The sequence below is a fragment of the Brevundimonas sp. SS2672 genome, assembly GCF_059579685.1.
In genome coordinates this window covers 2714492-2739482 of record NZ_CM184201.1, presented here as the reverse complement: position 1 = coordinate 2739482, position 24991 = coordinate 2714492, and the positions used below count along the sequence as shown (strand labels likewise).

Sequence of the window (24991 nt, the reverse complement as noted above, 5' to 3'; positions counted from 1 at the left end):
GCTGAACCGTCGCCGTTCCCGGCCGTTAGGAGGGGATGATGTTGGAGACTCCCATGCGCCTCGGACCCGCCTGCGCCGTTGTCATTCTCAGCGCCGCCGCCCTGACCGGCTGCGACCGCGCCGCCGCGCCCGATCGGCCGGCCTCGCCCGCGCCGGCCCCCGTCGAGGCGGCCCCTGAGGCTCCCGCTCCTGCGCCCGAGGCGCCGGCCGCGACCCCGTCTCCGGGCGAGCAGGGCGGGGGCGACGACTGGCGCGCGGTGGCCACGCCCGCCGACGCCAGTCTGCTGGGCCGTCTCGATCAGGCCTGGCGCCTGGCTCGGGCCGAGGCCGAGGAACGGGGCTTCGCCGATGAGGTGGAATCCCTCGGCGTCCTGGTCGACCCCAGCGCCGGTCAGGCCGGCCGTCTTCAACCCCCGCCGGGCGACTACCGGTGCCGGACCATCAAACTGGGCGCGCGCGATTCCGGCCAGGGCGGTTCAGGGGGGCTGGCCTACGTCGCCTATCCCGCCTTCCGCTGCCGCGTCGAACTGACGCCGGGCGGCGACCTGATCCTGGAGAAGACGACCGGCAGCCAGCGCACGCGCGGCCTGCTCTACCCCGACACCGACCGGCGCCTGGTCTACGTCGGCGCCCAGGCCTGGGGCGACGAGACCGGCTTCCCGGCCTACGGCGTCCGGGCCGAGCGCGACCAGCTGGGCGTGTTCGAGCGCATCGGACCCCAGCGCTGGCGCCTGGTCATTCCCTTCCCCAAGCAGGAATCCAAGCTCGACATTCTGGAGCTGACGCGCTGATCGCGGCTTGACCGGGCGGGGCCGCGCCCGTCACCCTGTGCGCTTCCTCGCCTTAATTCGGGAGCACGCGCATGCGCGGCGTCGGCCTCACGCTCGGATCCATCATCGCCATCGCCGTCGTCCTGGCGGTCGTGCTGATCGGCTTCCCGACCTACAACGTCTATACCAAGCAGATGGCCGGGCGCGCCGCCTATGAGGAGGCGGTGCAGAACCGCCGCATCCGCGTGCTGGAGGCCCAGGCCGCCCTGGACGCCGCCAAGCTGACCGCCCAGGCCGAGATCGAACGCGCCAAGGGCGCCAATGAGGCCAACCGCATCATGGCCGAGGCCCTGGGCGGCCCCGAGGCCTATCTGCGCTGGTCCTACATCAACATGCTGCAGGAGACGGCCGGCAAGGAAGGCCGCCAGACCATCTACATCCCCACCGAGGCCGGGATGCCGATCCTCGAGGCGGGGCGGCGCCCGGCGACCCGTTAGGTCGAAGGCGACGGAACCGGGTGCGCCGCTCAGGCCTTCTGTCGATCACGAACGATTGAAGGAAGGGATGTTTCATGAAGTTGCGGCCGTCAGTACGGGGCCTGCCCGTTCTTCTCGGACTCATGATGCCGGCTCTGGCGGCGTGTGGTCAGGGCCAGGCCGAGAAGGCCGAGGACGCGGCGCCGCCGCCCGCAGCCGCCGCGCCTGAAACGGCGCCGTCCCCGACGGTCGCGGCGTCTCCGGCTCCTCCTCCGGCGGCGGCGGCGCTCCGCTCCTCGCCAGGCCCTCGAGGGTCGACCGTGGACCTGACGCGGGTCCAGGTCACGGGCTCCATCCTGACGGTGGAGCTGCGCTACACGCCGCCGCCTGGCGAAGCGGTCTCCCAGTGGTTCTTCAACATCAGCGACGTCAGCGTCATCGACGACGCCACCTCGCAGCGCTACGGCGTGTTGCAGGACGAGGAGAAGAAGTGGATGGCCGCGCCGCTCTCAGGCGGGCGGATCGGCGTCAGCACCGGGCGGGACAAGCCGGCGATCATCTGGTTCAAATTCCCTGCGCCGCCCGCCGACAGCGCCACCATCTCCCTGAACATGCCCGATGTCAGTCCGTTTGACGGCGTGCCGGTGCAGCGGTGAGGCGAGTGCGCGTCGCCGCCGCGGCGGCGGGGCTGGTCGCGGCTTTGGCCGCCTGTTCCGGCGAGCGGTCCGACGAGTCTGGCCCGTCGCCCGCCGCTGCGCCGACGCCCTCGCCGCAGGTCGAGACGAACCCCGTCACGCCGCCGACGGCGGGGACCGGCGCCCAGAACGGCGCCCTGGGCGGCGGCGCTCGCCTGACCGGTCAGGTCAGCGGCCTCACCGGCCGGATCAGCGGCTTCGCCATGCGCCAGACCGAGACGCAGACCATTGTCGAACTGGCGTCGGACGTGCTGTTCGCCTTCGATTCCGCCCGGCTGACGGCGGAGGCGGAAGCGGCGCTGCGTCGCACGGCCGAACTGGCTGCGCAGGCGGAATCGGGCCGCATCACCGTGGTCGGCCATACCGATACGGTCGGCGAGGACGCCTATAATCTCGCGCTTTCCAGACGACGGGCCGAGGCGGTGGCGCAGTGGCTCGCGGCGTCGGGCGGCGTCCCGGCGGATCGCCTGCACGCCGAGGGGCGCGGCGAGGCCGAACCCGCAGCGCCCAATGCGACGACCGACGGCCAGGACGACCCCGAGGGCCGCGCCAGGAACCGCCGCGTCGTGGTCGCCATTCCGCGCGCCTGAGCCGTCGGCTCAGACCCGCGTCAGCCGCAGGTCCTGATAGTCGTAGCTGAAGTCGATGTCGGGCGAGACGCCCTTGACCGTGGCCGTCGCGGGCTTGGCCGTGGCGATGCTGAAGGTGACGAAGGCGTCCTCCTCGCGCTTGTCGGGGAAGCGGGTGCGGAAGGTCTCGCCGTCATAGGGCTCCAGCCAGCCCTGCAGCGCCGGGGTGTGGGTGAAGCGCAGCCACAGGCCGGACTTGCGGTTGCGGCCGCGCCCCTCGGTCTTCGGCTCGATGACGATGTCGCCGTACCAGGGATCGCGCCAGGTTCCGGCGTAGGCCTCCAGCGGCAGGGACGGGGCCGCGCCCGCCGCCTGTTTGGCGTCGATCTCGACGGCGGCCTTCAGCGACTTCTCGATCCCCTCGGCCTCGCGCTTTTTCGAGATCCGCGATCCAGTCGACGTCGACCTTGTTCATGGCGATGTCGGACAGGCCCGAGCGCAGGGCGCGCAGCAGGAAGCTCTCCTCGGCGTTGGTGAAGACCGAGAATCCGATCTTGCGGCCGGGGATCAGCACCGTGGCTGAAATGCCGCCGGGCGAGCCGCCGCCGTGGGTCGCCAGCCGTTCGCCGCGATAGTCCTGCACCTGCAGCCCCATGGCGTAGGTCGAGGCCACGGCCCGGTTGGGCAGCTCCGCCGTCGGTCCGTTGGACGAGGAGACCACGATGTTGGGCTTGTACATCTCGCGCGCGGCGGCTTCGGAGAACAGGCGCGTCCCGTCGGCCAGCCTGCCTTCGTTCAGGCGCACGGCGATCCATTTGGCCCAGTCGGTCGCGCTGGCGCAGATGCCCCCGGCGGCCGCCGCCGAATCCCAGTTCCACACCTCGACGATGGATTCGGCGATCTGGGTCATCGGCCCCTGATAGCGCAGGGGCGGCCCGACGCGGCCGTGCGGCAGGGCGGACTTCGCCGGATCGGCCAGGCGGGCCAGGGGCACGCTCTCGCTCATGCCGACCTTGTCGAAGATGCGGGTCTGGACGAAGTCCTCCCACGACAGGCCGGATGCCTTTTCGATCACCGCGCCCGCGACCACGAACATCAGGTTGCAGTAGTCGTAGTCCTCGCGGAAGCCGTCCTCGATCGGCACGAAGGCGGCCTGGGCCAGCACCTGCGCGCGCGTCCGGTCGCTGTTGGGCCAGAACAACAGGTCGCCGGCGCCCAGGCCGAAACCGGCGCGGTGGCTCAGCGTATCGCGCACGGTGATCTGCTGGCTGACCAACGGGTCCGACAGGGTGAAGCCCGGCAGATAGGTGCGGATCGGCTCGTCCCACTTCACCTTGCCTTCATCGACCAGGATGGCCAGGCAGGCGGCGGTGACGTTCTTGGAGTTCGACGCGATGGCGAACAGGGTGTGTTCGTCGGCCGGTTCGGCCTTGCCCTGGCGGCGCACGCCGTAGCCCTTGGCCAGCACCGTCTTGCCGTCGCGGACCAGGGCCAGTGACACGGCGGGCTGCTCCGGCCAGGCGGCCATGCAGCGCTGCACCCAGGCGTCGGCGGCGGCGGCGATCTCCTCGTCGGAGCGCGTATCGGCGCTGGTCTGGGCCCAGCCGGTCGCGGGCAGGGCCGCGCCCGTGGCGGCGACGGCGGAGGAAATCAACGCCGCGCGGCGCGACAGGCGGATGGACATCAAGGACGCTCCCGAAGACTGAACGGCGACGCTACCGCCGCCGGTTCGCCGGGCCAAGGGGCGCCCACCCATTCATCCCGCTCATCCCGGCGGATGCCGGGATCCAGTGCTTTGGCTTCAGGCGCGACGGTTCATACTGCGAACGCGGCTCTTACTGGGCCTCGGCGTCCGCCGGGGCGAGCGGAGATTTCACAGACCCTACGCCGCCAGCCGCCACCTTTGCAGGTGCTCCAGCACGTCCGCCACGATCTGGGCGCGGGTGAAGCCGGTCACGTCGCGCGGGCGCGTGCCGTCGCCGGTCACGGCGCTGAGCCGCCATTCCAGGGCGCGGCGGCTTTCGGGCGCCTCCAGCGCGGTCAGGGCCGGGCGAGGCCGCGACCGGGCGCCCAGCCGATACAGGAAGTCCCGCCCGTTGGCGTGCTCGACCCTCAGCCAGACGCCGTTGTCGTCGCTCTGGACCTCGCTGTTCTCCAGACCCTCGGCGGCCACCGCCGCGCGCACCTCTTCCAGCGCCGGGGCGCCGTGGCGGGCGATCTGGCGGTCGATGTCGCGGCGGCTGGCGGGGGCCAGGATGCGCTTGAGCTGTTCGCGCAAGGGCGCCGCCTCGGTCTCGACGGCCTCGCCCCTCAGGTCGGCGCCCATCTGCCGCGCCAGGCCGAAACAGGCCAGGATCATGATGACGGCGAAGGGCAGGGCCGCCACCAGGGTCGCCGCCTGCAGGGCGCCCAGACCCCCGCCAGCAGCAGCAGGGCCGCCGCCAGCCCCTGCAGCACGCACCAGTAGATGCGCTGCCAGCGCGGCGTGTCTTCGACGCCGCCCGAGGCCAGGGTGTCGATCACCAGCGATCCTGAATCCGCCGAGGTGACGAAGAAGACCGCCACCAGGGCGATGGCCAGGGTCGAGGTGATCGCCGTCCCCGGCAGATACTCCAGAAAACGGAACAGGGCGGTCGACAGGTCCGCCTGAACGGCGTCCGAGATCGCGCCGGCGGCCGCGCCCAGATCCAGGCTCATGGCCGTATTGCCGAAGACCGTCATCCACAAAAAGGTGAAGCCCGACGGGACCAGCAGCACGCCGATCAGGAACTCCCGCACCGTGCGCCCGCGCGAGATGCGGGCGATGAACATGCCCACGAACGGCGACCAGGCGATCCACCAGGCCCAGTAGAACAGCGTCCAGTCCGCCATCCAGGCGCGCGGCTCATAGGCGTAGAGGGTGAAGGTGCGGACGAAGAAATGATCCAGATAGAGGCCGAAATTCTGCACATAGGCCCGCAGCAGGAACAGCGTCGGCCCCGTGATCAGCACGAACAGCATCAGGCAGACGGCCAGCACCAGGTTCAGCTCCGACAGACGCCGAACCCCCTTGTCCACGCCCGACAGGACGGACAGGGTCGCCACGCCCATGACCACGACGATCAGGGCCACCTGCATGGTGACGCTGCTGGGCAGGCCGAAGACGTAGTTGAGGCCCGAGTTCATCTGGGCCACGCCCAGCCCCAGGGAGGTGGCGATGCCGAACAGGGTGCCGCAGATGGCGAAGATGTCGACCATGTCGCCGATCGGGCCGTTCACCCGCTTGCCCAGCAGGGGATAGAGGCTGGACCGCATGGTCAGGGGCAGGCCCTTCCGGTGCGCGAAATAGCCCAGGCTCAGCCCCACCACGGCGTAGATGGCCCAGGCGTGGACGCCCCAGTGGGTATAGGTGATGACCATGGCCTCGCGCGCGGCGTCGATGGTGCCGGGCTGGGCCTCGGGCGGGGCGATGTAGTGCTGCACCGGTTCGGCCACGGCGAAATACATCAGGCCGATGCCCATGCCCGCCGCGAACAGCATGGCCAGCCATGAGACATAGGGGAAGTCCGGCTCGGCGTCGTCCGGCCCCAGCTTCAGCCGCCCGGTCGGACCCACGGCCAGCACGGTCGCGAACAGCAGGAACCCGGCCACGGAGGCGACGTAGAACCAGCCGAAGGTCTCGATCACCCAGGCCTGGGCGCGTCCGAACAGCAGGCCGGACGTGGCGGGCGCCAGCAGGGCGAGCAGCAGCAGTCCGCCTGCGATCGCGCTGGCCCCCCAGAAGACACGGGGGTTCATCTTGGTCGTCAGCATGGGCCGCAAGCGCACGGCGACGCTTATGGTTCCATAGCTGGGCCACAGAGCCGCCTTCGGGATGAAAAAGATGTAACTCGGTTACGTCGGATGGCGCTGATATCGGCGAAGCAGGACGTTGAGGGACGTCCGTGCGAGGACGCCTGTCATGACGAAATACAAGTTCGGGCCCCTGCTGGGCGTGGTCCTGGCGCTGCCTGCGGCGGGCGTCCTGGCGCAGACGCCGCCGGCTGGGCCGCAGCAGATCCAAAGCACGTCTGCTCCGACGCCGCCCGAGAAGAGCGACAAGGATGATCAGCCTGCGGCCGTGGGCGACGTCGTCGTCAGCGCTCGCGCCAACGACGTGCGCACCTCGATCGATTCCATCAGCTACAGTCTGGCCGACGACCTGCAGGCGGCGACGGGCTCCCTGGCTGAAGCGCTGCGCAACGTGCCTTCCGTCGACGTCGATCCTCAGGGCAACGTCGCCCTGCGCGGCGACGGCAACGTCACCATCCTGGTCGACGGCCGCCCCTCGGCCATCCTGTCGGGGCCGAATCGCGCCGACGCGGTCCTGCAACTGCCCGCCGACCGCTACGCCCGTATCGAGGTGATGACCAATCCGTCGGCGGCCTACAGCCCCGAAGGCTCCGGCGGAGTCATCAACCTGATCACCAAGCCGGTTCCGGCGGCGGTGGCGGCCGCCGCAGCCGCGGGGACGCCGGGCGCGACCGTCACGACGGGATCGCTGCGCGCCAACGTCGGCGACAACGGACGCTGGAACATCGGCGCAAGCGGCTCGCGCCAGCGCGGCAAGCTCACCTTGACCGGCGACGTCAGCTATCGCCACGACGAGCAGAACTTCGCCTTCGACCGCCTGCGCGAACAGCTGAACCCTTCCGGAGCGATCGTTTCGACCACCGCCACGGCTCAGAACAGCGATTCCATCCAGAAGGGCGTCTTCGGACGAATCGCCGCCGAATACCGGCTGACGGAAAAGACCATGCTGACGGGCGAAGTCCGGGCCAACCGCTTTGACGTCGAGGGTCAGGTGCGGGGCCTGTTCGAGACTCGTGGCGCCTCGGGCGACCTCGCGCGCGCCTACAGCCGCGACGGCGTCAGCGAGTTTTCCATGGACGGATGGGGCGTCACTGGGCGCCTGCTGCGCCAGTTCGACGCCTCGGGACACGAGTGGTCGAACGAACTGCGCTATGACCGCAACGACAACGAGAGCCAGTCTCTGATCGCCAATGTCTTCCGGACGCCTGTCGAGCCGACGCTGTATGAACGGTTGCGCTGGCTGAACGCGCAGGAGACGATCGGCTTCACCAGCGCCTACGTCCGGCCGATGGGCGAGGGGGCCAAACTGCGCGCGGGCTATGAGCTGACTGTCGCCCGGCCGGACCAGAACAATGTCGTGCTGCGAGGCTCCTCCGAGAGCGCCCTTGCGCCCGTGCCGTCGCTCAGCAACCGGTTCGAGGCGGAGCAGACCGTTCACGCCCTCTACGCCACCTATGAGCGTCCGTTCGGCGAGAAGCTGTCCGGCCAGTTCGGGCTGCGGCTGGAGCAAGCGGACATCGAGGTCGAGGACGTCACCAACGCCGTGCGCGCCTCTCAGGACTATTTCCGCGCCTATCCGACCTTCCACCTTCAGTATCAGCTGACCGAGACTCAGACCCTGCGGGGCAGCTATTCGCGGCGCATCCAGCGGCCCCAGCCGTCGCAGCTGAATCCCTTCGTCACCTATGGCGATCCGCTGAACCTGCGTTCGGGCAACCCGGACCTGGAGCCGCAGGAGACCGACAGCTTCGAGGCCATGTGGCAGATGCGCCGGGGCCAGAGCTTCTATCAGGCCACCGCCTATTTCCGCGATACGACCAAGGCCTTCACCGATGTGGCGACGGACGTGGGCGGCGGCGTCCTGCTGACCCGGCCCGAGAACCTCGGCGCCCGCCGCGACCTGGGGATCGAGCTGACCGCCAGCGGCCGTCTGCATCCGACCCTGCGCTACAACGCCAGCGTCAACGCCTTCCGCCAGGAGATCGACGCCGCAGGCATCGCCGGCGGCCGCGACCGCGAAGGCGAGATGCTGACCGGGCGCCTCAGCCTGAACTGGCAGGCCACGCCCAAGGATTTCGTCCAGCTGATGGGCTTCTGGCAGGGCGATCAGCTTCTGGCCCAGGGCAGGCGCGAGAGCGGCGGCATGCTGAATTTCGGCTATCGCCGCAAGCTGAACGACACCCTGTCGCTGCAGTTCACCGCCCGCGACATCCTCAACTCCTTCGGCGGGGCCACCACCTACGACACGCCCCAGTTCCGCGAGCGTTTCGATCAGGATCTGAACCTGCGCGCCTTCTACCTGGGCCTGACCTGGTCGTTCGGCGGCCCGCGCCGCCAGCCCGAGCAGTTCGACTTCTCGACCGGCCCGACCGGGGGCTGACGCCCTTCCTCGATCGCGTTCCGACGCCCGTCGCTCCCCCTGTGGCGGCGGGCGTTCTCGCGTGGCCCCTTGCGTGTCTCATCGGCCACACCCACCTCGTTTGCGACAGCTCAAGGCGTCGCTTCCTGTAAGGGCGCATTGAGTCGACATCCGCCTCCCGAGGGGAAACCGAACGCCATGAATCTCGACCTCTATTCCGACCGCGCCAAACAGGCCGTCCAGTCCGCCCAGTCGCTGGCCCTCGCCCGCCGTCACCAGCAATTCGCGCCCGAACACCTGCTGAAGGTGCTGCTCGAGGAGCGCGACGGCCTGGCCCGCAAGCTGATCGATCAGGCCGGGGGCGACCCGGCCACCGCCGAAGCCGTCACCGAAGGCCTGCTGAAGAAGCGGCCCCAGGTCGAGGGCGGCTCGGGCCAGCTCTACCTCGACGGCGACCTGGCGCGCGTCTTCAACGCCGCCGAAGAGGCCGCCAAGAAGGCGGGCGACGCCTTCGTCACGACCGAACGCCTGCTGGCCGCCATCGCCAGGGAAGGCGGCGCCGCCGCCGAGGCGCTGAAGTCCGCCGGGGTCACGCCTAAGAAGCTGGACGACGCCGTCGCCGAAATCCGCAAGGGCAAGACCGCCGACAGCGCGGGCGCCGAGGACAGCTTCGACGCCCTGAAACGCTACGCCCGCGACCTGACCGAGGCCGCGCGCGACGGCAAGGTCGACCCCGTCATCGGCCGCGACGAGGAGATCCGCCGCACCATTCAGGTCCTGGCCCGTCGCACCAAGAACAACCCCGTCCTGATCGGCGAACCCGGCGTCGGCAAGACCGCCATCGTCGAAGGACTCGCATTGAGGATCGTCAACGGCGACGTGCCCGAAAGCCTGAAGGACAAGAAGGTCCTGTCGCTGGACATGGGCGCGCTGATCGCGGGCGCCAAATACCGCGGCGAGTTCGAGGAGCGCCTCAAGGCCGTGCTGAACGAGGTCGCCGCCGCCGAGGGCCAGATCGTCCTCTTCATCGACGAGATGCACACACTGGTCGGCGCCGGAAAGACCGACGGCGCCATGGACGCCTCCAACCTGCTCAAGCCCGCCCTGGCGCGCGGCGAACTCCACTGCGTCGGCGCCACCACGCTGGATGAGTACCGCAAATACATCGAGAAGGACGCCGCCCTGGCCCGTCGCTTCCAGCCGGTCTTCGTCGAGGAGCCGTCGGTGGAGGACACCGTCTCCATCCTGCGCGGCCTGAAGGAGAAGTATGAGGTCCACCACGGGGTGCGCATCTCCGACAGCGCCATCGTCGCCGCCGCCACCCTGTCGAACCGCTACATCACCGACCGCTTCCTGCCGGACAAGGCCATCGACCTGATCGACGAGGCCGCCAGCCGCGTGCGCATGGCCGTCGACTCCAAGCCCGAGGCCCTGGACGAGATCGACCGCCGCCTGGTCCAGCTCAAGATCGAGCGCGAGGCGCTGAAGAAGGAGAGCGATCAGGCCTCTCAGCACCGTCTTGAGAAGCTGGAAGACGAGATCGACGACCTGCAGGGCCAGTCGGACGAGATGACCGCCCGCTGGAAGTCCGAGAAGGACAAGGTCGGCCAGGGCGCCCAGGTGCGCGAGACCCTGGACCGCCTGCGCCTCGAACTGGCCGCCGCCCAGCGCGCCGGCGACCTGGGCCGCGCGTCCGAGATCGCCTACGGCCAGATCCCCCAGCTGGAGAAGCAACTCGCGGATTCAGAGTCCCAGGCGGCGGTCGCCGCCCCGCTCACGCCCGAAGTCGTCGACGCCGAACAGATCGCCGCCGTGGTCAGCCGCTGGACCGGCGTGCCCGTCGACAAGATGCTGGAGGGCGAGCGCGAGAAGCTGCTCAAGATGGAGGACGAACTGGGCCGCCGCGTGGTCGGTCAGGACGAGGCCCTGGCCGCCGTCTCCGACGCCGTGCGCCGCGCCCGCGCCGGTCTGAACGACCCCAACAAGCCGCTGGGCAGCTTCCTCTTCCTCGGCCCCACGGGCGTCGGCAAGACCGAGCTGACCAAGGCCCTGGCCGGCTTCCTGTTCGACGACGACAACGCCATCACCCGCATCGACATGTCGGAATACATGGAGAAGCACTCGGTCAGCCGCCTGATCGGCGCCCCTCCGGGCTATGTCGGCTATGACGAGGGCGGCGCCCTGACCGAGGCGGTGCGTCGCCGCCCCTATCAGGTCGTTCTGTTCGACGAGGTCGAGAAGGCCCACCCCGACGTCTTCAACGTGCTGCTTCAGGTGCTGGACGACGGTCGCCTGACCGACGGTCAGGGCCGCACCATCGACTTCAAGAACACCCTGATCATCATGACCTCCAACCTGGGCAGCCAGTATCTGGCCGACCAGCCCGAGGGCGAAGACGTCGAGGCCGTGCGCCCGCTGGTCATGGAGCAGGTCCGCGCCCACTTCCGGCCCGAGTTCCTGAACCGCATCGACGAGATCATCCTGTTCCACCGCCTCGGCCGCGAACAGATGGGCGGCATCGTCCGCATCCAGCTGGCGCGCCTGGAGAAGCTGATGGCCGACCGCCGCCTGACGCTGGCCCTGGACGACAGCGCCCTGACCTGGCTCGCCGACAAGGGTTACGACCCGGTGTACGGCGCAAGGCCGCTGAAACGCGTCATCCAGAAGGAGCTGGTCGACCCGATGGCGCGCAAGCTGCTGGCTGGAGAGATCGAGGACGGCAGCGTGGTGGCCGTGTCAGCGGGCGCCGATGGGCTGGAGATCGGGAAGGCGCGGGTGCACTAGGGGGAAGGTAAAGAACCGTTGTTCGTCGAACTTGAGTGCGGTGGTGAAGTGTTGCATGTTCACTGGAGTTGAGGGAACTCCAAATGCCAACCACAAGTCGATATCTGGCCTCGGTTACGAACCTAGCTGCAATTTTTCAGAAGATTCGGGACGGCGTTCCGCCAGATAAGTTCAACACCGACCACCTAAAGGCTATCGGATTCGGCGGAAGTAATGATCGTGCGGTCGTCCCGTTACTTAAAGATCTTGGATTTTTGTCGACCGATGGGGTGCCAACCCAGCGATACCGAGATTATAGAGACCCGTCGCGCAGTCGGGCTGTGATGGCGGAGGCATTGCGGGACGCGTACCCTGACTTATTCGTGATTAATGAAGAGCTTAGCAAGAGCGACCGTGAAGCGGTGGTCGGTCGATTTAAGTCGCTTCACGATTCCTCTGACACCGTAGCAGGGGCGCAGGCGCGGACATTTTTTGCGCTGCTTGATCTTGCTGATCTCAAGGCCAAGCCCGCCGCCCCGACGGTGGAGGCGAAGACCACACAAACTAGAGAGGCCGAGAAGGAGAGTGATCCTCCTACAAAGAAATCATCTCAGGGCGTAACTTTAACCTACCGCTTTGAAATCCAACTCCCTCCGACACGCGATGTCGATGTCTTTCGCGCGATCTTCCGTGCTATGCGGGAAGAGCTGTTGAATGAGTGACGCTCGTGAAGTCCGCGATTTTGTCTTCAAAGGTATGCTCTTCGACGCTGAATGTGAGCGCTTTCGGGAAGCTGGCCTCCGTGTCGGTGTCCCGGCGGAAGAGGCAGAACAGGATTTACTTCGCGAAGGCATAGCTGAATTTAGTCTCGCTTTGCGTGGGCCTGCACTCCGCATGGCGAGATTATACTCTATTTTGTATTGCTTTGAGAACAGTGTTCGCGATCTTATAACCGCAAAACTTTTAGAAAATCATGGTTCAGACTGGTGGAGTAAGTGTGTCCCACCAAAGGTTCGTGCACTAGCCGAAAGCCGAAAGCAGACGGCGGAAAAAAATTCTTGGCTGGAAGGGGCTCCTGTGTCTCTTCTTCACTACGTTGAATTCGGACACCTTTCGGATACAATAATACATAATTGGGATGCGTTTGCTGATCTTGTTCCATCTCAACATTGGTTGAAACAGAGATTTGACGAACTTGAAAAAGTTCGTAATTTTATCGCACACAATCGCCTTCTACTGGACAACGAGTTTGAGAGAATTGAGATTTATGTGAAAGATTGGAATAAGCAGGTTGGATTTTAGACCACGTCTCTAGACCTCGAAGGTGGACGGATGAATTTTTCGGGTGCGTTTGCAGCATTGGGTTACGAATTGAAGTCGCCTCGCATTGACTGGAGCGCGGAGAATAAAGGTGGAGTCTGCCTGTCACTTTGGTCAAAGGAGATAAAGTGGTCCCCTGGCGAAGGGGCGTTCGACACGACGCGGGATGCTCAGCCGATAGAGCAGTGGAATCGCAAGCCCGGCTTCAAGAAACGGTTGCAACATCTCCAACGAGTGATGACCGAACTCGAGGGGCGTGTGGATGTGGTTCTAGTTTCAGGGAAGCCCGGCGCTAGCTACGAAGACGCGCATCCTTGGAAGCCGGAGGTCCGGAAAGCGGAATGGGTTGTTGATAACTTCGACCCCGAAACTGGTCACTTCAGCGTTCGGACTCGTCCCATCTAGTCCTCATCGCTCTTCACCCCAGCACCGGCATCACCTCCACCCCGTCGCAAGGGAAGGGGTTCATGTGCGGGTGCCCCTCGAACAGGCGGGCCGCCGCCTCGTGGCTGTCGGCGCGCACGACCATGAAGACGGTCAGCAGGTTGACCACGTCGGTCACGGCGCCGTTGTCGTCGATGCGTTTGGTCGGGCCCAGCGGGCCGCCCTGAAAGACGATGGAGTCGCGGTGCGCCTCCTCCCAGGCGGCGACGGCGGCGACGCCGAGGCGGGCCGTCTCGGCCTGCTCGGCCTCGCTCATGGCGCGCCAGGCCCGCCATTTGGGGCCGGTCTTGTCGCTGGTGAAGACGGCCAGGTAATGGGTCTGCGCGCTCATCGAAGCCTCCCGTTTGCGCCAAGGGTCGGTCTTTCGTCGGCCGTGGGCAAGCGGGCCTGTCTATTCCTTCTCCCCTTGTGGGAGAAGGTGGGCCCGAAGGGCGCGGATGAGGGGTCTCTCCGCCGTCTGACGAGAGGCTCCGTTTCGAACGTCCCGCCACACCTCATCCGACCTCGCTCCGCTCGGCCACCCGTCGTCAGCTCGCAGTGCGAGCTTCCTCCACCCGCAAGGGGAGAAGGATAAGGCGCGCGCCTTCACATCAAGGTCTCGCAGCGCCTGATATTTCCCGCCTCCGCGCCCCGCTCGTCCTCATCTCCCCGCCCCACCTCCCGCCTCCTGCATCCTGCCCCTCGTCCCGTCGCAGGGGAGGGCTCGCTCGGCCGGCGAACCGAAGCGGCGGCGGGAGCGGAGAGAACGGGGTCCGTGTCGGACCGTCGGCCTCCCATCGCGCGCGCCGGGCAAGGGGAACCCCAGCGGAAGGCGGCGACGGTTCGGGCGGGCGGTTCAGGATGTCCTGCGGGCGGCGGAACGAGGCGAACGCCTCCAACGTCGTTCCGCGGCCTCACGCCGCGCGCAAGCGCGACAGGCCGCAGACACCAGGACGCGGAGCCGACGGGGCCTAGCGACGGGGCGTTCGACCCGTCCGCCAGAGAGGCTCCGGCCAGGGTCGAGGGGGTTACTCGGACCGTTCCAGGACCGCGTCGTCGCGCGGCCTGCCCGTCATGGGCGCCGGGGGTAGCCGCGAACAACGGCGCCTGCCCCGAGCTCATGTCCAACTCTTCGCGCGGGGCGTCGGCCTTCGTCGAAACGGTAAATCACATCTTCTCCGGGCGAAGCCCCGGCGCCCCGCCCAGCCCTTCCGCCGCCCGGTCACGCCGAGGCGGGTAAAGCTGTTCCTTCTCCCCTTGTGGGAGAAGGTGGGCGAGCGGAGCGAGGTCGGATGAGGGGTTTCGCGACCTCAAATCCCCGGCCTTCATCCAGCTTCGGAGAGACCCCTCATCCGGCCCTGACGGGCCACCTTCTCCCACAAGGGGAGAAGGGCTCAGGCCGCGTCGGGTCGGGAGGTCCCGAAGGGCCGATGATCGCGGCCTGCTCGACTGCGCTCAAGTCGCGAGGGTCCGCGACCCGAGCATAGCGCCCTCAGCTGCGCTCAAGCAGCGAGCGACCGCGTCGCGAGCGATAGCGCCCTCAGATATGTATGGCGTGGCCCAGCGCGCGCAGGGACGCCTCATGGAAGGCCTCGCCCAGCGTCGGGTGGACGTGGATGGTTCCGGCCACGTCCTCCAGCACCGCGCCCATCTCCAGCATCTGGGCGAAGCTGTTGGACAGCTCCGACACGTGCTGGCCGACGGCCTGAACGCCCAGCAGGCGGTGATCCGACTTCGAGGCGATGACGCGGACGAAGCCGCCGTCCTCGCCCGCCTCGATGGCCAGGGCGCGGCCGATGGCGGCGAAGGGGAAGACCGCCTGGATCACGTCGTCGCGGCCCTTGACGTCGTCGGGGCCGAGGCCCGCCGAGACGATCTCCGGCTCGGTGAAGCAGACGGCGGCGATGGTGGTCGGATCGAACACGCGGGTCTTGCCGGCGATGATCTCGGCCACGACTTCGCCCTGGGCCGAGCCCTTGTGCGCCAGCATGGGTTCGCCGGTCAGGTCGCCGATGGCCCAGACGTTCTTCATGCTGGTGGCGCAGCGCTCGTCGATCTTCACGAACGGGCCGTTCATGGCCACGCCCATGTTCTCCAGGCCCCAGCCCTTCGTCCGCGCGCGGCGGCCGACGGTGACCAGCACCTTGTCGGCGTCCAGCTGCATCGGGGCGCCGTCCTTGTCGGTGACGTTCAGCTTGCCGTCTCCGAACCCGCCTGCGCGGGCTCCGAGCAGCAACTGGACGCCGTGCTTCTCCAGCCATTTTGCGACCGGGTCGGTCAGGGCCTTGTCGTAGAGCGGCAGGATGCGCTCGGCCATCTCGACGATGGCCACTTCGGCGCCCAGTTTGCGGAAGGCGATGCCCAGCTCCAGGCCGATGTAGCCGCCGCCGACGACGACGAGCTTCTTGGGGACTTCCGGCAGGCTCAGGGCCTCGGTGGACGAGATCACATCGCCGCCGAAGGGCAGGAAGGGCAGTTCGACCGGCTCCGACCCCGTGGCCAGGATGACGTGCTCGGCGGTGATGCGGATGTCGCCGTCGTCGGTCTTCACCGTGCAGGTCTTGGCGTCCGAGAAGTCAGCCCAGCCCTTGATGACCTTGACCTTGGCCTTCTTCAGCAGGGCGGCGACGCCGGCGTTCAGCTTCCTGACCACGCCGTCCTTCCACTCGACCGTCTTCGACAGGTCGATGGCCGGGGTCGAGGCGGTGATGCCCAGCGTGCCATTGCCGGCGGCCTTGGCCACCGTCTCAAACTTGCCCGCCGCGTGGATGATGGCCTTGGACGGAATGCAGCCGACGTTCAGGCAGGTGCCGCCGAGGCCGGGGGATGCGTCCACCAGCACGGTCTCCAGCCCCAGCTGGCCGCAACGGATCCCCGCCACATAGCCGCCGGTCCCGGCGCCGATGATCAGGACTTTGGTCTTGAGGGTCTGCATCAAACTCTCCGCTCATCCCCGCGGAGGCGGGGACCCAGGTTTCGGCTACGCGCTCAACGTCTCGGTCAGATCGCGCCAGCCGGGTTCATGTCTTCAATCAGCCGCAGTTTCCACTGGCGGTTCCACTTCTTGATCTGTCGTTCCCGCTGAAACGCCGCCTCGCGGGTTTCGTGGACCTCGAACCAGACCAGCCTTTCGACCTCATAGCGGGCCGTGAACTTGGAGCCCGCCCCTTCCTTGTGCTGCCAGGCGCGCAGACCGATGTCGTCCGTCGAGCCTGTGTAGAGCGTCCCATTCCGTCGGCTGGCCATGATGTAGGTGAAGAAGGCCAAGGGCGGGATCCGAAGCTAAAGCCTGGGTCCCCGCCTCCGCGGGGATGAGCGGAAGGAAAAGGCTGGGTTCTCAGTTCATCCAGAGCGTGGCCGGGTTCTCCAGCAAGTTTTTGATCTTCTGCACAAAGATCGCCGCGTCGTGGCCGTCGACGATGCGGTGATCGAAGCTGGAGGACAGGTTCATCATCTTGCGCACGACCATCTGGCCGTTCCGCACCACGACGCGCTCCTCGATCTTGTTCGGACCGACGATGGCGACTTCGGGATGGTTGATGATGGGCGTGTGCACCACGCCGCCGAGCGTGCCCAGCGAGGTGATGGTGATGGTCGAGCCGGACAGTTCCTCGCGCTTGGCGCTGCCGTCCTTGGCGGCGCCCGAGACGCGGGCGATCTCCTCGGCCGTGTCGTAGGCGTCGCGCGCCTCGGCGTGGCGGACGACCGGGACCATCAGGCCGTTCGGCGTCTGGGCGGCGATGCCCAGATGGACGGCGTTGTGCTGGGTCAGCACGCCCGCCTCGTCGTCATAGGTGGCGTTGATGTTCGGCTGGTCCTTCAGGGCCACGACGATGGCGCGGGCGATGAAGGGCAGGACGTTCAGCTTGGCGCGGCCCGTGCCCTTGTTCTGGGCGTTCAGGTGGGCGCGCAACTCTTCCACCGCCGTCATGTCGATATCCTCGACATAGGTGATGTGCGGAATGCGACGGACGCTCTCGGCCATCTTCTCCGCGATCTTGCGGCGCAGGCCGATGATGCGGACTTCGTTGGTTCCCTCAGCCTTGGCGTAGAGCGAGCCGCCCGAGGCTGTGGCCGGGGCGAACGTGCCGCCGCGCGCGACGAAGGCGTCCAGATCGGCGTGCTCGATGCGGCCTGCGGGGCCGCTGCCCGGTACGAAGACCAGATCGATCCCCAGATCACGCGCGCGGTTGCGAACGGCGGGGGGAGCCAGCGGGCGCTCGCCCGGCTGGCGGCCGGTCAGGGCCGGAACGGGCTTGGCGTCGGCCTTGGGCGCAGCAGCAGGCTTGGCGGCCGGTGCGGCGACAGGAGCCGGCGCGGCCTTCTCGGCCTTGGCGGCGGGCGCCGGAGCGGCGGCGGGAGCTTCGGCGACATTGCCCTTGCCTTCGACCTTGAAGCTGACCAGCGGGCCGCCGACGGCGATCTGTTGACCGGCTTCGCCGTGCAGGGCGACGACGACGCCGGAGACCGGGCTGGTCAGTTCGACCGTCGCCTTGTCGGTCATGACCTCGGCCAGAATTTGGTCTTCCTGAACCGCGTCGCCGACCTTGACGTGCCAGCCGACCAACTCGGCCTCAGCCGTGCCTTCGCCGACGTCGGGCAGTTTGAAGACGTGGTTCGCGCCGGCGGCGGCGACCGGGGCCGGGGCAGCTTCGGCCTTCGGCGCTTCGACGGCGGCCGGAGCGGGCTCGGAAGCGGCGGCCACGGGCGCAGGGGCCGGTTCATCGGCAGCGGCGTTGCCTTCGCCTTCGACCTCGAACTCGGCCAGGGGGCCGCGCACGGCCATCATCTGACCGGGCTCGCCGTGCAGGGCGGTGACGACGCCCGCAACCGGGCTGGTCAGTTCGACCGTGGCCTTGTCGGTCATGACGTCGGCGACGATCTGATCCTCGGCGACCGTATCGCCGACCTTGACGTGCCAGCCGACGAGCTCGGCCTCAGCGGTGCCTTCACCAACGTCAGGAAGCTTGAAAACAAAACGACCCATCTTAGCGACCTCCCGACATGACGGCTTTCAGCGCGTCGGCGACCCGCTGCGGTCCGGGGAAATATTCCCATTCAAAGGCGTGCGGATAGGGCGTGTCCCAGCCGGTCACGCGCGCCACCGGCGCCTCCAGGTGATAGAAGCAGCGCTCCTGAACCAGGGCGCTCAGTTCGCCGCCGAAGCCCGAGGTTTTCGGCGCCTCGTGCACGATGACGCAACGGCCAGTCTTCTTGACCGAGGCCTCGATGGCTTCGATGTCCAGCGGAACCAGGGTGCGCAGGTCGATGACCTCGGCGTCGACGCCCGCATGTTCAGCGCCCGCCAGCGCCACCCAGACCATGGTGCCATAGGCCAGGATGGTGACGTCGGCGCCTTCCTTCATGACGCGGGCCTTGCCGATCGGCTCGACGTATTTGCCGGTCGGGACCTGGGCCAGGTCCTGCGCTTTCCACGGGCTGACCGGCTTTTCGTGCCAGCCGTCGAAGGGGCCGTTGTAGAGGCGCTTGGGCTCGAAGAAGATGACGGGATCGTCGTCCTCGATCGCCGCGAGCAACAGGCCCTTGGCGTCATAGGGGTTGGACGGGATCACCACCTTCAGGCCGGCGATGTGGGTGAACAAGCTTTCCGGCGACTGGCTGTGCGTCTGGCCGCCGAAAATGCCGCCGCCGTAGGGGCTGCGGATCACCATCGAGGAGGTGAACTGGCCGCCCGAGCGATAGCGCATCTTGGCCGCTTCGGAGACGATCTGGTCGTAGGCTGGATAGATGTAGTCGGCGAACTGGATCTCGACGACCGGGCGCAGGCCATAGGCGGCCATGCCGATGGCGGTGCCGACAATACCGGTTTCCGAGATCGGCGCGTCGAAGCTGCGGCTCAGGCCGTGCTTCTTCTGCAGGTGGTCGGTGACGCGGAAGACGCCGCCGAAATAGCCCGCGTCCTCGCCGTAAGAGACGACGGTCGGATCTTCGGCCATCTTCACGTCCAGGGCCGAGTTCAGGGCCTGGATCATGTTCATCGGCGCAATGGCGGGGGCGTCTGGGGCGACCGACGCCGGGGCGTTCTTCTGGTCGACCATGTCGGCTTCAATCTTGTCGTTGATCTCGGCCATCGTTCAGACTCCTACTTCGCGGCGCTGTTCGACCAGACGCCAGTCCTCGGTCGCATAGACCTCCTCGAACATGGTCTTCACGCTGGGGCGCGACTGGCCGAGCGTGCCGATGGCCTCGGATTCACGGGCGGCGGCGCGGACCTTCTCGACCGCTTCCTTTTCGGCCTCTTCCTGCTGTTCGTCGGACCATTCGCCCAGCGTGATCAGGTGCTGTTTCAGGCGGGCGATCGGATCGCCCAGCGGCCACTTCTCGTGCTCGTCGCCGGGGCGGTAGCGGCTGGGGTCGTCCGAGGTCGAGTGCGGGGCGCCGCGATAGGTGAACAGTTCGATGATCGTCGCGCCCTGATTGGTGCGGGCGCGTTCCTCGGCCCACTGGGTCGCGGCCCAGACGGCCAGGAAGTCGTTGCCGTCGACGCGCAGGGCGGGCAGGCCGTAGCCGATGCCCTTGGAGGCGAAGGTGGTCTCAAGCCCGCCGGCGATCCCCTGGAAGGACGAGATGGCCCACTGGTTGTTGACGATGTTCAGGATGACCGGCGCGCGATAGACGGCGGCGAAGGTCAGGGCCGAGTGGAAGTCGCTCTCGGCGGTCGAACCGTCGCCGATCCAGGTGATGGCGATCTTGTCGTCGCCGCGGATGGCCGAGGCCATGCCCCAGCCCACGGCCTGGACATACTGGGTGCCCAGATTGCCCGAGATGGTGAAGAAGCCGTAGTCCTTGGCCGAATACATGATCGGCAGTTGGCGGCCCTTGATGGGGTCTTCGGCGTTCGAATAGATCTGGTTCATCATGGTCGCGAGCGGATAGTCGCGCGCGATCAGAAGGCCCTGCTGACGATAGGTGGGGAAGCCCATGTCCTCGCGGCTCAGGATCATCCCCTGCGCGACCGCGATGGCCTCTTCGCCGGTGCACTTCATATAGAAGCTGGTCTTGCCCTGGCGGTGGGCGCGGTGCATCCGGTCGTCGAAGGCGCGCGTCAGGATCATGGCCTTCAGGCCGCGACGCATTGTCTCGGGGTCCAGCTTGGGATTCCAGGGGCCGACGGCCTTGCCTTCATCGTCCAGAACGCGGATCAGGCGGAAGGCGTGATCGCGCATCTCGGCGGGGGCCGTGCTGACGTCGGGGCGGTCGACCGCGCCCGGCGCATCGAGCTTCAGGTGGCTGAAATCAGGCGTGTCGCCCGGCCGGCCCGAAGGCTCCGGGACGCGCAGCGACAGCGTCGGGGTGTTCTTCATCAATGCCTCCCGTCCGGTTGAACCGGCCGCGTTTCCTTATGAAGCAGGGCATAGCATGTCGGCTCACTGTTAGCTCTCCCAAAAACACCCTTGCCAAATGCTGATTTGGGGTATTTTATTGCGCAGAAAGCTAATTCGGAGAAAGCCTTTGGCCGACGAACTCGACCCCATCGACGCACGCATCCTCGACATCCTTCAACAGGACGCAGGCCTGTCCGTCGCCGAGGTCGCCGATCGCGTCGGCCTGTCGGCCTCGCCGTGCTGGCGCCGGATCAAGAGACTGGAGGACTCTGGCCTGATACGCAAGCGTGTCACGCTCTTGGACGCCGGACTTCTGGGCCTGGACTTCGAAGTCTACGCCATCGTCAAGCTGAGCCTGCCGACGCGCGACAACCTGCAGATCTTCGAACAGGCCGTCGAAGGCTGGCCCGAAGTCGTGCAGTGCGCCACCATCACCGGCCGCGAGGACTATGTCCTGCGCATCATCACCACTGACATGCACGCCTTCGATCAATTCCTGCGCGACAAGCTGCTGACGCTGGGAATCGTCTCCAATTGCGAGAGCCACATCGTCACCCGCGGGGTCAAGAACGTCACCACCCTGCCGCTGGGCATCATTACGCCGCACGTCAGCTGAGAGGCGTCGCCTTTCGGTCAGGCGGAACCTCCATTTCACGCGGCTCGTTGGCCTGAGGTGAAAAGCGGAGGTTTCCGACATGCTGAAATGGGCGCTCATCTTCGCCGTCATCGCCCTTGTCGCCGGTCTGCTGGGTTTCGGCGGGATCGCGGGCGCGGCGGCGGGCATCGCCAAATTCCTGGCCATCCTAGCGCTGATCGTCTTCGTGGTCTTCCTCGTCCTGGGCGTGACCGTAGCCAAGAAGGTCACCTGAGGGTTTCGAACGCCACCGCGTGAACCTTGTCCCGCCCTAGAAGCGCGGCCAGGGGCGGGGTTGGGAACAATCCCGCGATCGCCGGATCGCGCACATCCAGGCCGCCGGTGAAGGCGCCGAAGGCGGGCATGATAAGCCGCCGTCCGTCGGTGATGAAGCAGGGACGGCGCACGCCTCGTCCATAGGCGGCGACGCGAGCGGCGGGATGCAGGTGGCCCGCCACCTCGCCCGGCGCGGGGTCGGGCTGCGGCTCGTGGATCAGGAACAGGCCGCCCAGCGCCAGGGTTTCGACCACCCGCCCGGGCAGGCGCTTGAAGGGATTGGCCAGCGCGCCGGCTAGGGCGTCCAGGTCGTGATTGCCCTCCAGCCAGATCCAGTCGCGACCCGCGGCCAGCCTCTCCAGCCGCGCCAGTTGGGCGCCGTCCATGCGCGACACAGCCTTTGAATCATGGAAGCTGTCGCCCAACAGGACGACCGCGCGCGGGTCCAGCGCGTCGATCTCGGCCTCCAGCCGGGCCAAGGTGGCGGGGCTGTCGTAGGGCGGCAGCATCTGCCCGCGCGCCGCGAAGGCCGAGCCTTTCTCCAGATGCAGGTCCGAGGTGATCAGGGCCTGACGCCCCGGCAGCCATAGGGCGCCGGAGCAGCGCAGCACGCAGGCTTCGCCGTTGACCGTCAGCTTCAACCCACCGCACGGATGACGATAGGGCGACAGGGTTGCGCGCAAGGCGTCGTTCATCGCCCTTCTCCCCTTGGGGGAGAAGGTGGCTCGCGCAGCGAGACGGATGAGGGGGCGGCCGGCCTCACCCTCATCGTCTGGCGTTCAGCTCGCTGAAGCCGCCCCCTCATCCGAGCGGCTCCGCCGCCCACCTTCTCCCCCGAGGGGAGAAGGACGCGCCTTATCTTCACGCCGCCCCCTTCAGCGCTTCGGGCGCGTCTTCCATGACCTCGGCGATCAGGGCCTCGGCGGTCTCGTCCAGAATCATCTCCGCCGCGTCTCCCCCGACCCGTTCGCGCCCGATCTGCACCAGCACCGGCACGCAGAAGGGCGAGGGGCGGTCCAGCGCCTTGTGCACGATCCGGCCGTGGATGCGGCTCAGGAGCTGGCCCAGCCGCGCCACGTCCAACAGGCCCGTCGCCGCATCGGCCCGCGCGGTGCGCAACAACAGGTGATCCGGCTGGTGTCGACGCAGCACGTCGTAGATCAGGTCGGTCGAAAACGTCACCTGCCGCCCCGTCTTCTCCGCCCCCGGCTGGCGCTGCTCGATTAGGCCCGAGATCAGGGCGCCGTTGCGGAAGGACCGCTTCATCATGAAGCTTTCCTCCAGCCAGGCCTCCAGATCGTCGCCCAGCATGTCCGGCTCGAACAGGGCGTCCAGATCGAGGTCGTCCATCGGCCGGATCGACCAGATGGCCAGCGAGTAGTCGGTGACCACAAAGCCCAGCGGCCCGACGCCCATCCGGTCCAGCCGCCGGGTCAGCAGCATGGCCAGGGTCGTGTGCGCCAGCCGCCCCTCGAACGGATAGGCGACCAGGAAATGCCGCGTGCCCCTCGGAAAGGTCTCGATCAGCAGGGTCTGCGCTTCGGGGATGGCGCTGAGCAACGCCTGAAGCTCCAGCCACTCCTGCACGTCGGGCGGCAGGACGCGCCAGTGGTCGCGGTCCTGCACCATGCGCCGCACCCGCTCGGCCAGAGAGGTGCCCAGCGGGAATTTCGAGCCGCCGTATGAGGGGATCTTCGGGTCTTTATCCACGGCAGGCGAGACGAGGGCGTCCGTCTTGACGATCCCCTGAAAGGCCCAGACCTGGCCGGCGAAGACGAAGGTGTCGCCCGGCGTCATCTGTTCGAAATACCACTCCTCGGCCTCGCCGATCTTGCGGCCTGCGATCAGGTGTTTTCCGCCCCCGCGCCGCCCCGCGACGCGCACATTCAGATTGGCGGCCGAGACGATGGCGCCGACGTTCATCCGGTGTCGCTGGGCCATCTGGGCGTTGCGGACCGTCCATTTGCCGTCGCGGGTCCGCACGATGCGGGCGAAACGGTCGTAGGTTCGCAGCGCATAGCCGCCGGTGGCGACCAGATCGACCACCTCCTCGAAGGCTTCATAGGTCAGGCCGCGATAGGGCCCGGCCGTCGTCACCTCGTCGAACAGTTCTGTCAGGTCGAACGGCTCCGAACAGGCGCAGCCCATCACGTGCTGGGCCAGCGTATCCAGCGTGCCGGTATGTTCCGGCTCCCAGTCGAAGGCGTTCTCGGCCACCGCCTCGCGCGCGGCCTGACATTCCAGCATCTCGAAGCGGCTGGCCGGGACCATCAGGGCGCGGCTCGGCTCGTCCAGCCGGTGATTGGCCCGGCCGATGCGCTGGACCAGACGGCTGGCCCCCTTCGGTGCGGCCAGCTGGATCACCAGATCGACATCGCCCCAGTCGATGCCGAGGTCCAGCGTCGAGGTGCAGACTACGGCCTTCAGGTCGCCGCGCGCCATGGCCGCCTCGACCTTGCGCCTCTGCTCGGCGGCCAGGGAGCCGTGATGCAGGGCGATGGGCAGGTCGTCCTCATTGATCGCCCACAGCGACTGGAAGACGAACTCGGCCTGCCAGCGGGTGTTGACGAAGATCAGGCTGAGGCCTGCGCGCCGGATGGCGTCATAGACTTCCGGGATGGCGTGGACGCCGGTGTGGCCGGCCCACGGCACGCGGCCTTCCGACACCAGAACGTCGACCACCGGCGGGGCGCCGGGATCGCCGAGGACGATGCATATTCCTTCTCCCCTTGCGGGAGAAGGTGGGCCCGAAGGGCTCGGATGAGGGGTTTTTCTGTTGTCGGGCGGGATGATTTCGGGAATGTCGCGAGACCCCTCATCCGTCAGGCTCCGCCTGCCACCTTCTCCCCCAAGGGGAGAAGGGGAGAGCCAGTCGGCGATCTTTTGCGGATCATCCACCGTCGCGCTCAGGGCCACCCGCCGCATCGTCGGCGCGAACGTCTGCAACCGCGCCAGCCCCAGCGCCAGCAGGTCGCCGCGCTTGCCGCTCCAGATGGCGTGGACCTCGTCCAGCACCACGCACTTCAGATCGGCGAAGTATTTCTCGCCCCCTCCCAGGCGCAGAACAGCGCCAGTTGCTCCGGCGTGGTCAGCAGGATGTCGGGCGGGAAGTCGCGCTGGCGCTGCTTCTTCGACTGTTTGGTGTCGCCGGTGCGGCTCTCGACGTGGATGTTGAGCCCGATCTCGCGGATCGGCGTCATCAAGTTGCGCTCGACGTCGGTGGTCAAGGCCTTCAGCGGCGACAGATAGAGGGTGTGGACGCCCGACCCTGGTCCGGTCTGCGGCCTCAGCCCCCGTTCGGCCAGATCGATCAGGCTGGGCAGGAAGCCCGCCAGCGTCTTGCCCCCGCCCGTCGGCGCCACCAGCAGGGCGTGCTGTCTGGCCTGCGCCGCCGCGACCATTTCCAGCTGATGCCGACGCGGCGACCAGCCCCGACCGGCGAACCAGTCGGCGAACAGGGGCGGAAGCGTTGCAGTGATCGGCGTCGTCACGTCCAGCCTATAACATGTTCCCGTTCCGTTTCGTCATC

At 67.4% G+C, this 24991-nt stretch carries 20 protein-coding genes and 2 pseudogenes; 10 read left to right on the top strand and 12 right to left on the bottom strand.

Going from position 1 to position 24991, the window contains the following annotated elements; translation table 11 throughout:
* Positions 1–53 precede the first annotated feature (53 nt).
* From AC52GN_RS13800 to AC52GN_RS13785, 4 genes are all read left to right on the top strand, one after another.
* A complete protein-coding gene (locus AC52GN_RS13800; RefSeq protein ID WP_496527461.1) occupies positions 54–791 on the top strand; it encodes a DUF4893 domain-containing protein in 738 nt (245 codons plus the stop codon).
* Between the two features lie 71 nt (positions 792–862).
* Positions 863–1267, top strand: coding sequence for an SPFH domain-containing protein (locus tag AC52GN_RS13795; RefSeq protein WP_291782798.1), 405 nt, complete (start codon positions 863–865; stop codon positions 1265–1267).
* A 122-nt stretch (positions 1268–1389) separates the two neighbouring features.
* Positions 1390–1902 carry a hypothetical protein gene (locus AC52GN_RS13790; RefSeq protein WP_453987916.1) on the top strand — a complete coding sequence of 171 codons (513 nt, stop codon included), beginning with the start codon at positions 1390–1392 and terminating at the stop codon, positions 1900–1902.
* A 5-nt stretch (positions 1903–1907) separates the two neighbouring features.
* A complete protein-coding gene (locus AC52GN_RS13785; RefSeq protein ID WP_496527460.1) occupies positions 1908–2531 on the top strand; it encodes an OmpA family protein in 624 nt (207 codons plus the stop codon).
* Between the two features lie 9 nt (positions 2532–2540).
* On the opposite strand, the gene AC52GN_RS13780 is transcribed toward AC52GN_RS13785, so the two are convergent.
* From AC52GN_RS13780 to AC52GN_RS13765, 4 genes and pseudogenes are all read right to left on the bottom strand, one after another.
* The gene (locus AC52GN_RS13780; protein ID WP_496528817.1) at positions 2541–2855 is read right to left on the bottom strand and encodes a DUF3471 domain-containing protein; all 315 of its coding nucleotides are present in this window, start codon (positions 2853–2855) and stop codon (positions 2541–2543) included.
* A 232-nt stretch (positions 2856–3087) separates the two neighbouring features.
* Positions 3088–4038, bottom strand: a pseudogene (locus tag AC52GN_RS13775) (serine hydrolase domain-containing protein); the annotation flags it as partial.
* Between the two features lie 354 nt (positions 4039–4392).
* Entirely contained in the window at positions 4393–4896 is a 504-nt protein-coding gene (locus tag AC52GN_RS13770; RefSeq protein ID WP_496527459.1) for a hypothetical protein, read from the bottom strand.
* Positions 4866–6317: a BCCT family transporter gene (locus AC52GN_RS13765; protein ID WP_496527458.1), complete on the bottom strand. Its 1452-nt coding sequence runs from the start codon at positions 6315–6317 to the stop codon at positions 4866–4868. The genes AC52GN_RS13770 and AC52GN_RS13765 overlap by 31 nt, the downstream gene beginning before the upstream one ends.
* 133 nt (positions 6318–6450) lie before the next feature.
* On the opposite strand from AC52GN_RS13765, the gene AC52GN_RS13760 reads away from it, so the two are divergent.
* From AC52GN_RS13760 to AC52GN_RS13745, 4 genes are all read left to right on the top strand, one after another.
* Positions 6451–8721 carry a TonB-dependent receptor domain-containing protein gene (locus tag AC52GN_RS13760; RefSeq protein WP_496527457.1) on the top strand — a complete coding sequence of 757 codons (2271 nt, stop codon included), beginning with the start codon at positions 6451–6453 and terminating at the stop codon, positions 8719–8721.
* 177 nt (positions 8722–8898) lie between these two features.
* Positions 8899–11484 carry an ATP-dependent chaperone ClpB gene (clpB, locus tag AC52GN_RS13755; protein WP_496527456.1) on the top strand — a complete coding sequence of 862 codons (2586 nt, stop codon included), beginning with the start codon at positions 8899–8901 and terminating at the stop codon, positions 11482–11484.
* Between the two features lie 83 nt (positions 11485–11567).
* Positions 11568–12185: a DUF5343 domain-containing protein gene (locus AC52GN_RS13750; protein ID WP_496527455.1), complete on the top strand. Its 618-nt coding sequence runs from the start codon at positions 11568–11570 to the stop codon at positions 12183–12185.
* The gene (locus AC52GN_RS13745; RefSeq protein ID WP_496527454.1) at positions 12178–12765 is read left to right on the top strand and encodes a Swt1 family HEPN domain-containing protein; all 588 of its coding nucleotides are present in this window, start codon (positions 12178–12180) and stop codon (positions 12763–12765) included. Before AC52GN_RS13750 ends, AC52GN_RS13745 begins: the two co-directional genes overlap by 8 nt.
* Before the next feature lie 436 nt (positions 12766–13201).
* On the opposite strand, the gene AC52GN_RS13740 is transcribed toward AC52GN_RS13745, so the two are convergent.
* The 6 genes from AC52GN_RS13740 to AC52GN_RS13715 form a co-directional block, all read right to left on the bottom strand.
* Positions 13202–13558, bottom strand: coding sequence for a hypothetical protein (locus tag AC52GN_RS13740; protein ID WP_496527453.1), 357 nt, complete (start codon positions 13556–13558; stop codon positions 13202–13204).
* A gap of 1188 nt (positions 13559–14746) precedes the next feature.
* On the bottom strand, positions 14747–16141 hold the full coding sequence (gene lpdA / locus AC52GN_RS13735; RefSeq protein ID WP_496527452.1) for a dihydrolipoyl dehydrogenase: 1395 nt from the start codon (positions 16139–16141) through the stop codon (positions 14747–14749).
* A 65-nt stretch (positions 16142–16206) separates the two neighbouring features.
* The gene (locus AC52GN_RS13730) at positions 16207–16473 is read right to left on the bottom strand and encodes a GIY-YIG nuclease family protein (protein ID WP_496527451.1); all 267 of its coding nucleotides are present in this window, start codon (positions 16471–16473) and stop codon (positions 16207–16209) included.
* Positions 16474–16543: 70 nt separating this feature from the next.
* On the bottom strand, positions 16544–18193 hold the full coding sequence (locus AC52GN_RS13725; RefSeq protein ID WP_496527450.1) for a dihydrolipoyl dehydrogenase family protein: 1650 nt from the start codon (positions 18191–18193) through the stop codon (positions 16544–16546).
* 1 nt (position 18194) lies between these two features.
* Positions 18195–19298 (bottom strand): alpha-ketoacid dehydrogenase subunit beta, encoded by a 1104-nt coding sequence (locus AC52GN_RS13720; protein WP_496527449.1) that lies wholly within the window; start codon positions 19296–19298, stop codon positions 18195–18197.
* A 3-nt stretch (positions 19299–19301) separates the two neighbouring features.
* Complete coding sequence (locus AC52GN_RS13715) at positions 19302–20531, bottom strand: 3-methyl-2-oxobutanoate dehydrogenase (2-methylpropanoyl-transferring) subunit alpha (RefSeq protein WP_496527448.1); 1230 nt, start codon at positions 20529–20531, stop codon at positions 19302–19304.
* 148 nt (positions 20532–20679) lie between these two features.
* Here AC52GN_RS13715 and AC52GN_RS13710 point away from each other — a divergent pair, with 148 nt between their 5' ends.
* Entirely contained in the window at positions 20680–21168 is a 489-nt protein-coding gene (locus AC52GN_RS13710; RefSeq protein ID WP_291782849.1) for an Lrp/AsnC family transcriptional regulator, read from the top strand.
* Between the two features lie 79 nt (positions 21169–21247).
* Positions 21248–21421 carry a DUF1328 family protein gene (locus AC52GN_RS13705; protein WP_343830340.1) on the top strand — a complete coding sequence of 58 codons (174 nt, stop codon included), beginning with the start codon at positions 21248–21250 and terminating at the stop codon, positions 21419–21421.
* Here the strand turns inward: AC52GN_RS13705 and pdeM are convergent.
* Together pdeM and AC52GN_RS13695 are read right to left on the bottom strand one after the other, a co-directional pair.
* Positions 21414–22157 carry a ligase-associated DNA damage response endonuclease PdeM gene (gene pdeM / locus AC52GN_RS13700; protein ID WP_496527447.1) on the bottom strand — a complete coding sequence of 248 codons (744 nt, stop codon included), beginning with the start codon at positions 22155–22157 and terminating at the stop codon, positions 21414–21416. The genes AC52GN_RS13705 and pdeM overlap by 8 nt on opposite strands.
* 166 nt (positions 22158–22323) lie before the next feature.
* A pseudogene (locus AC52GN_RS13695) lies at positions 22324–24953 on the bottom strand (ligase-associated DNA damage response DEXH box helicase).
* Positions 24954–24991 lie beyond the last annotated feature (38 nt).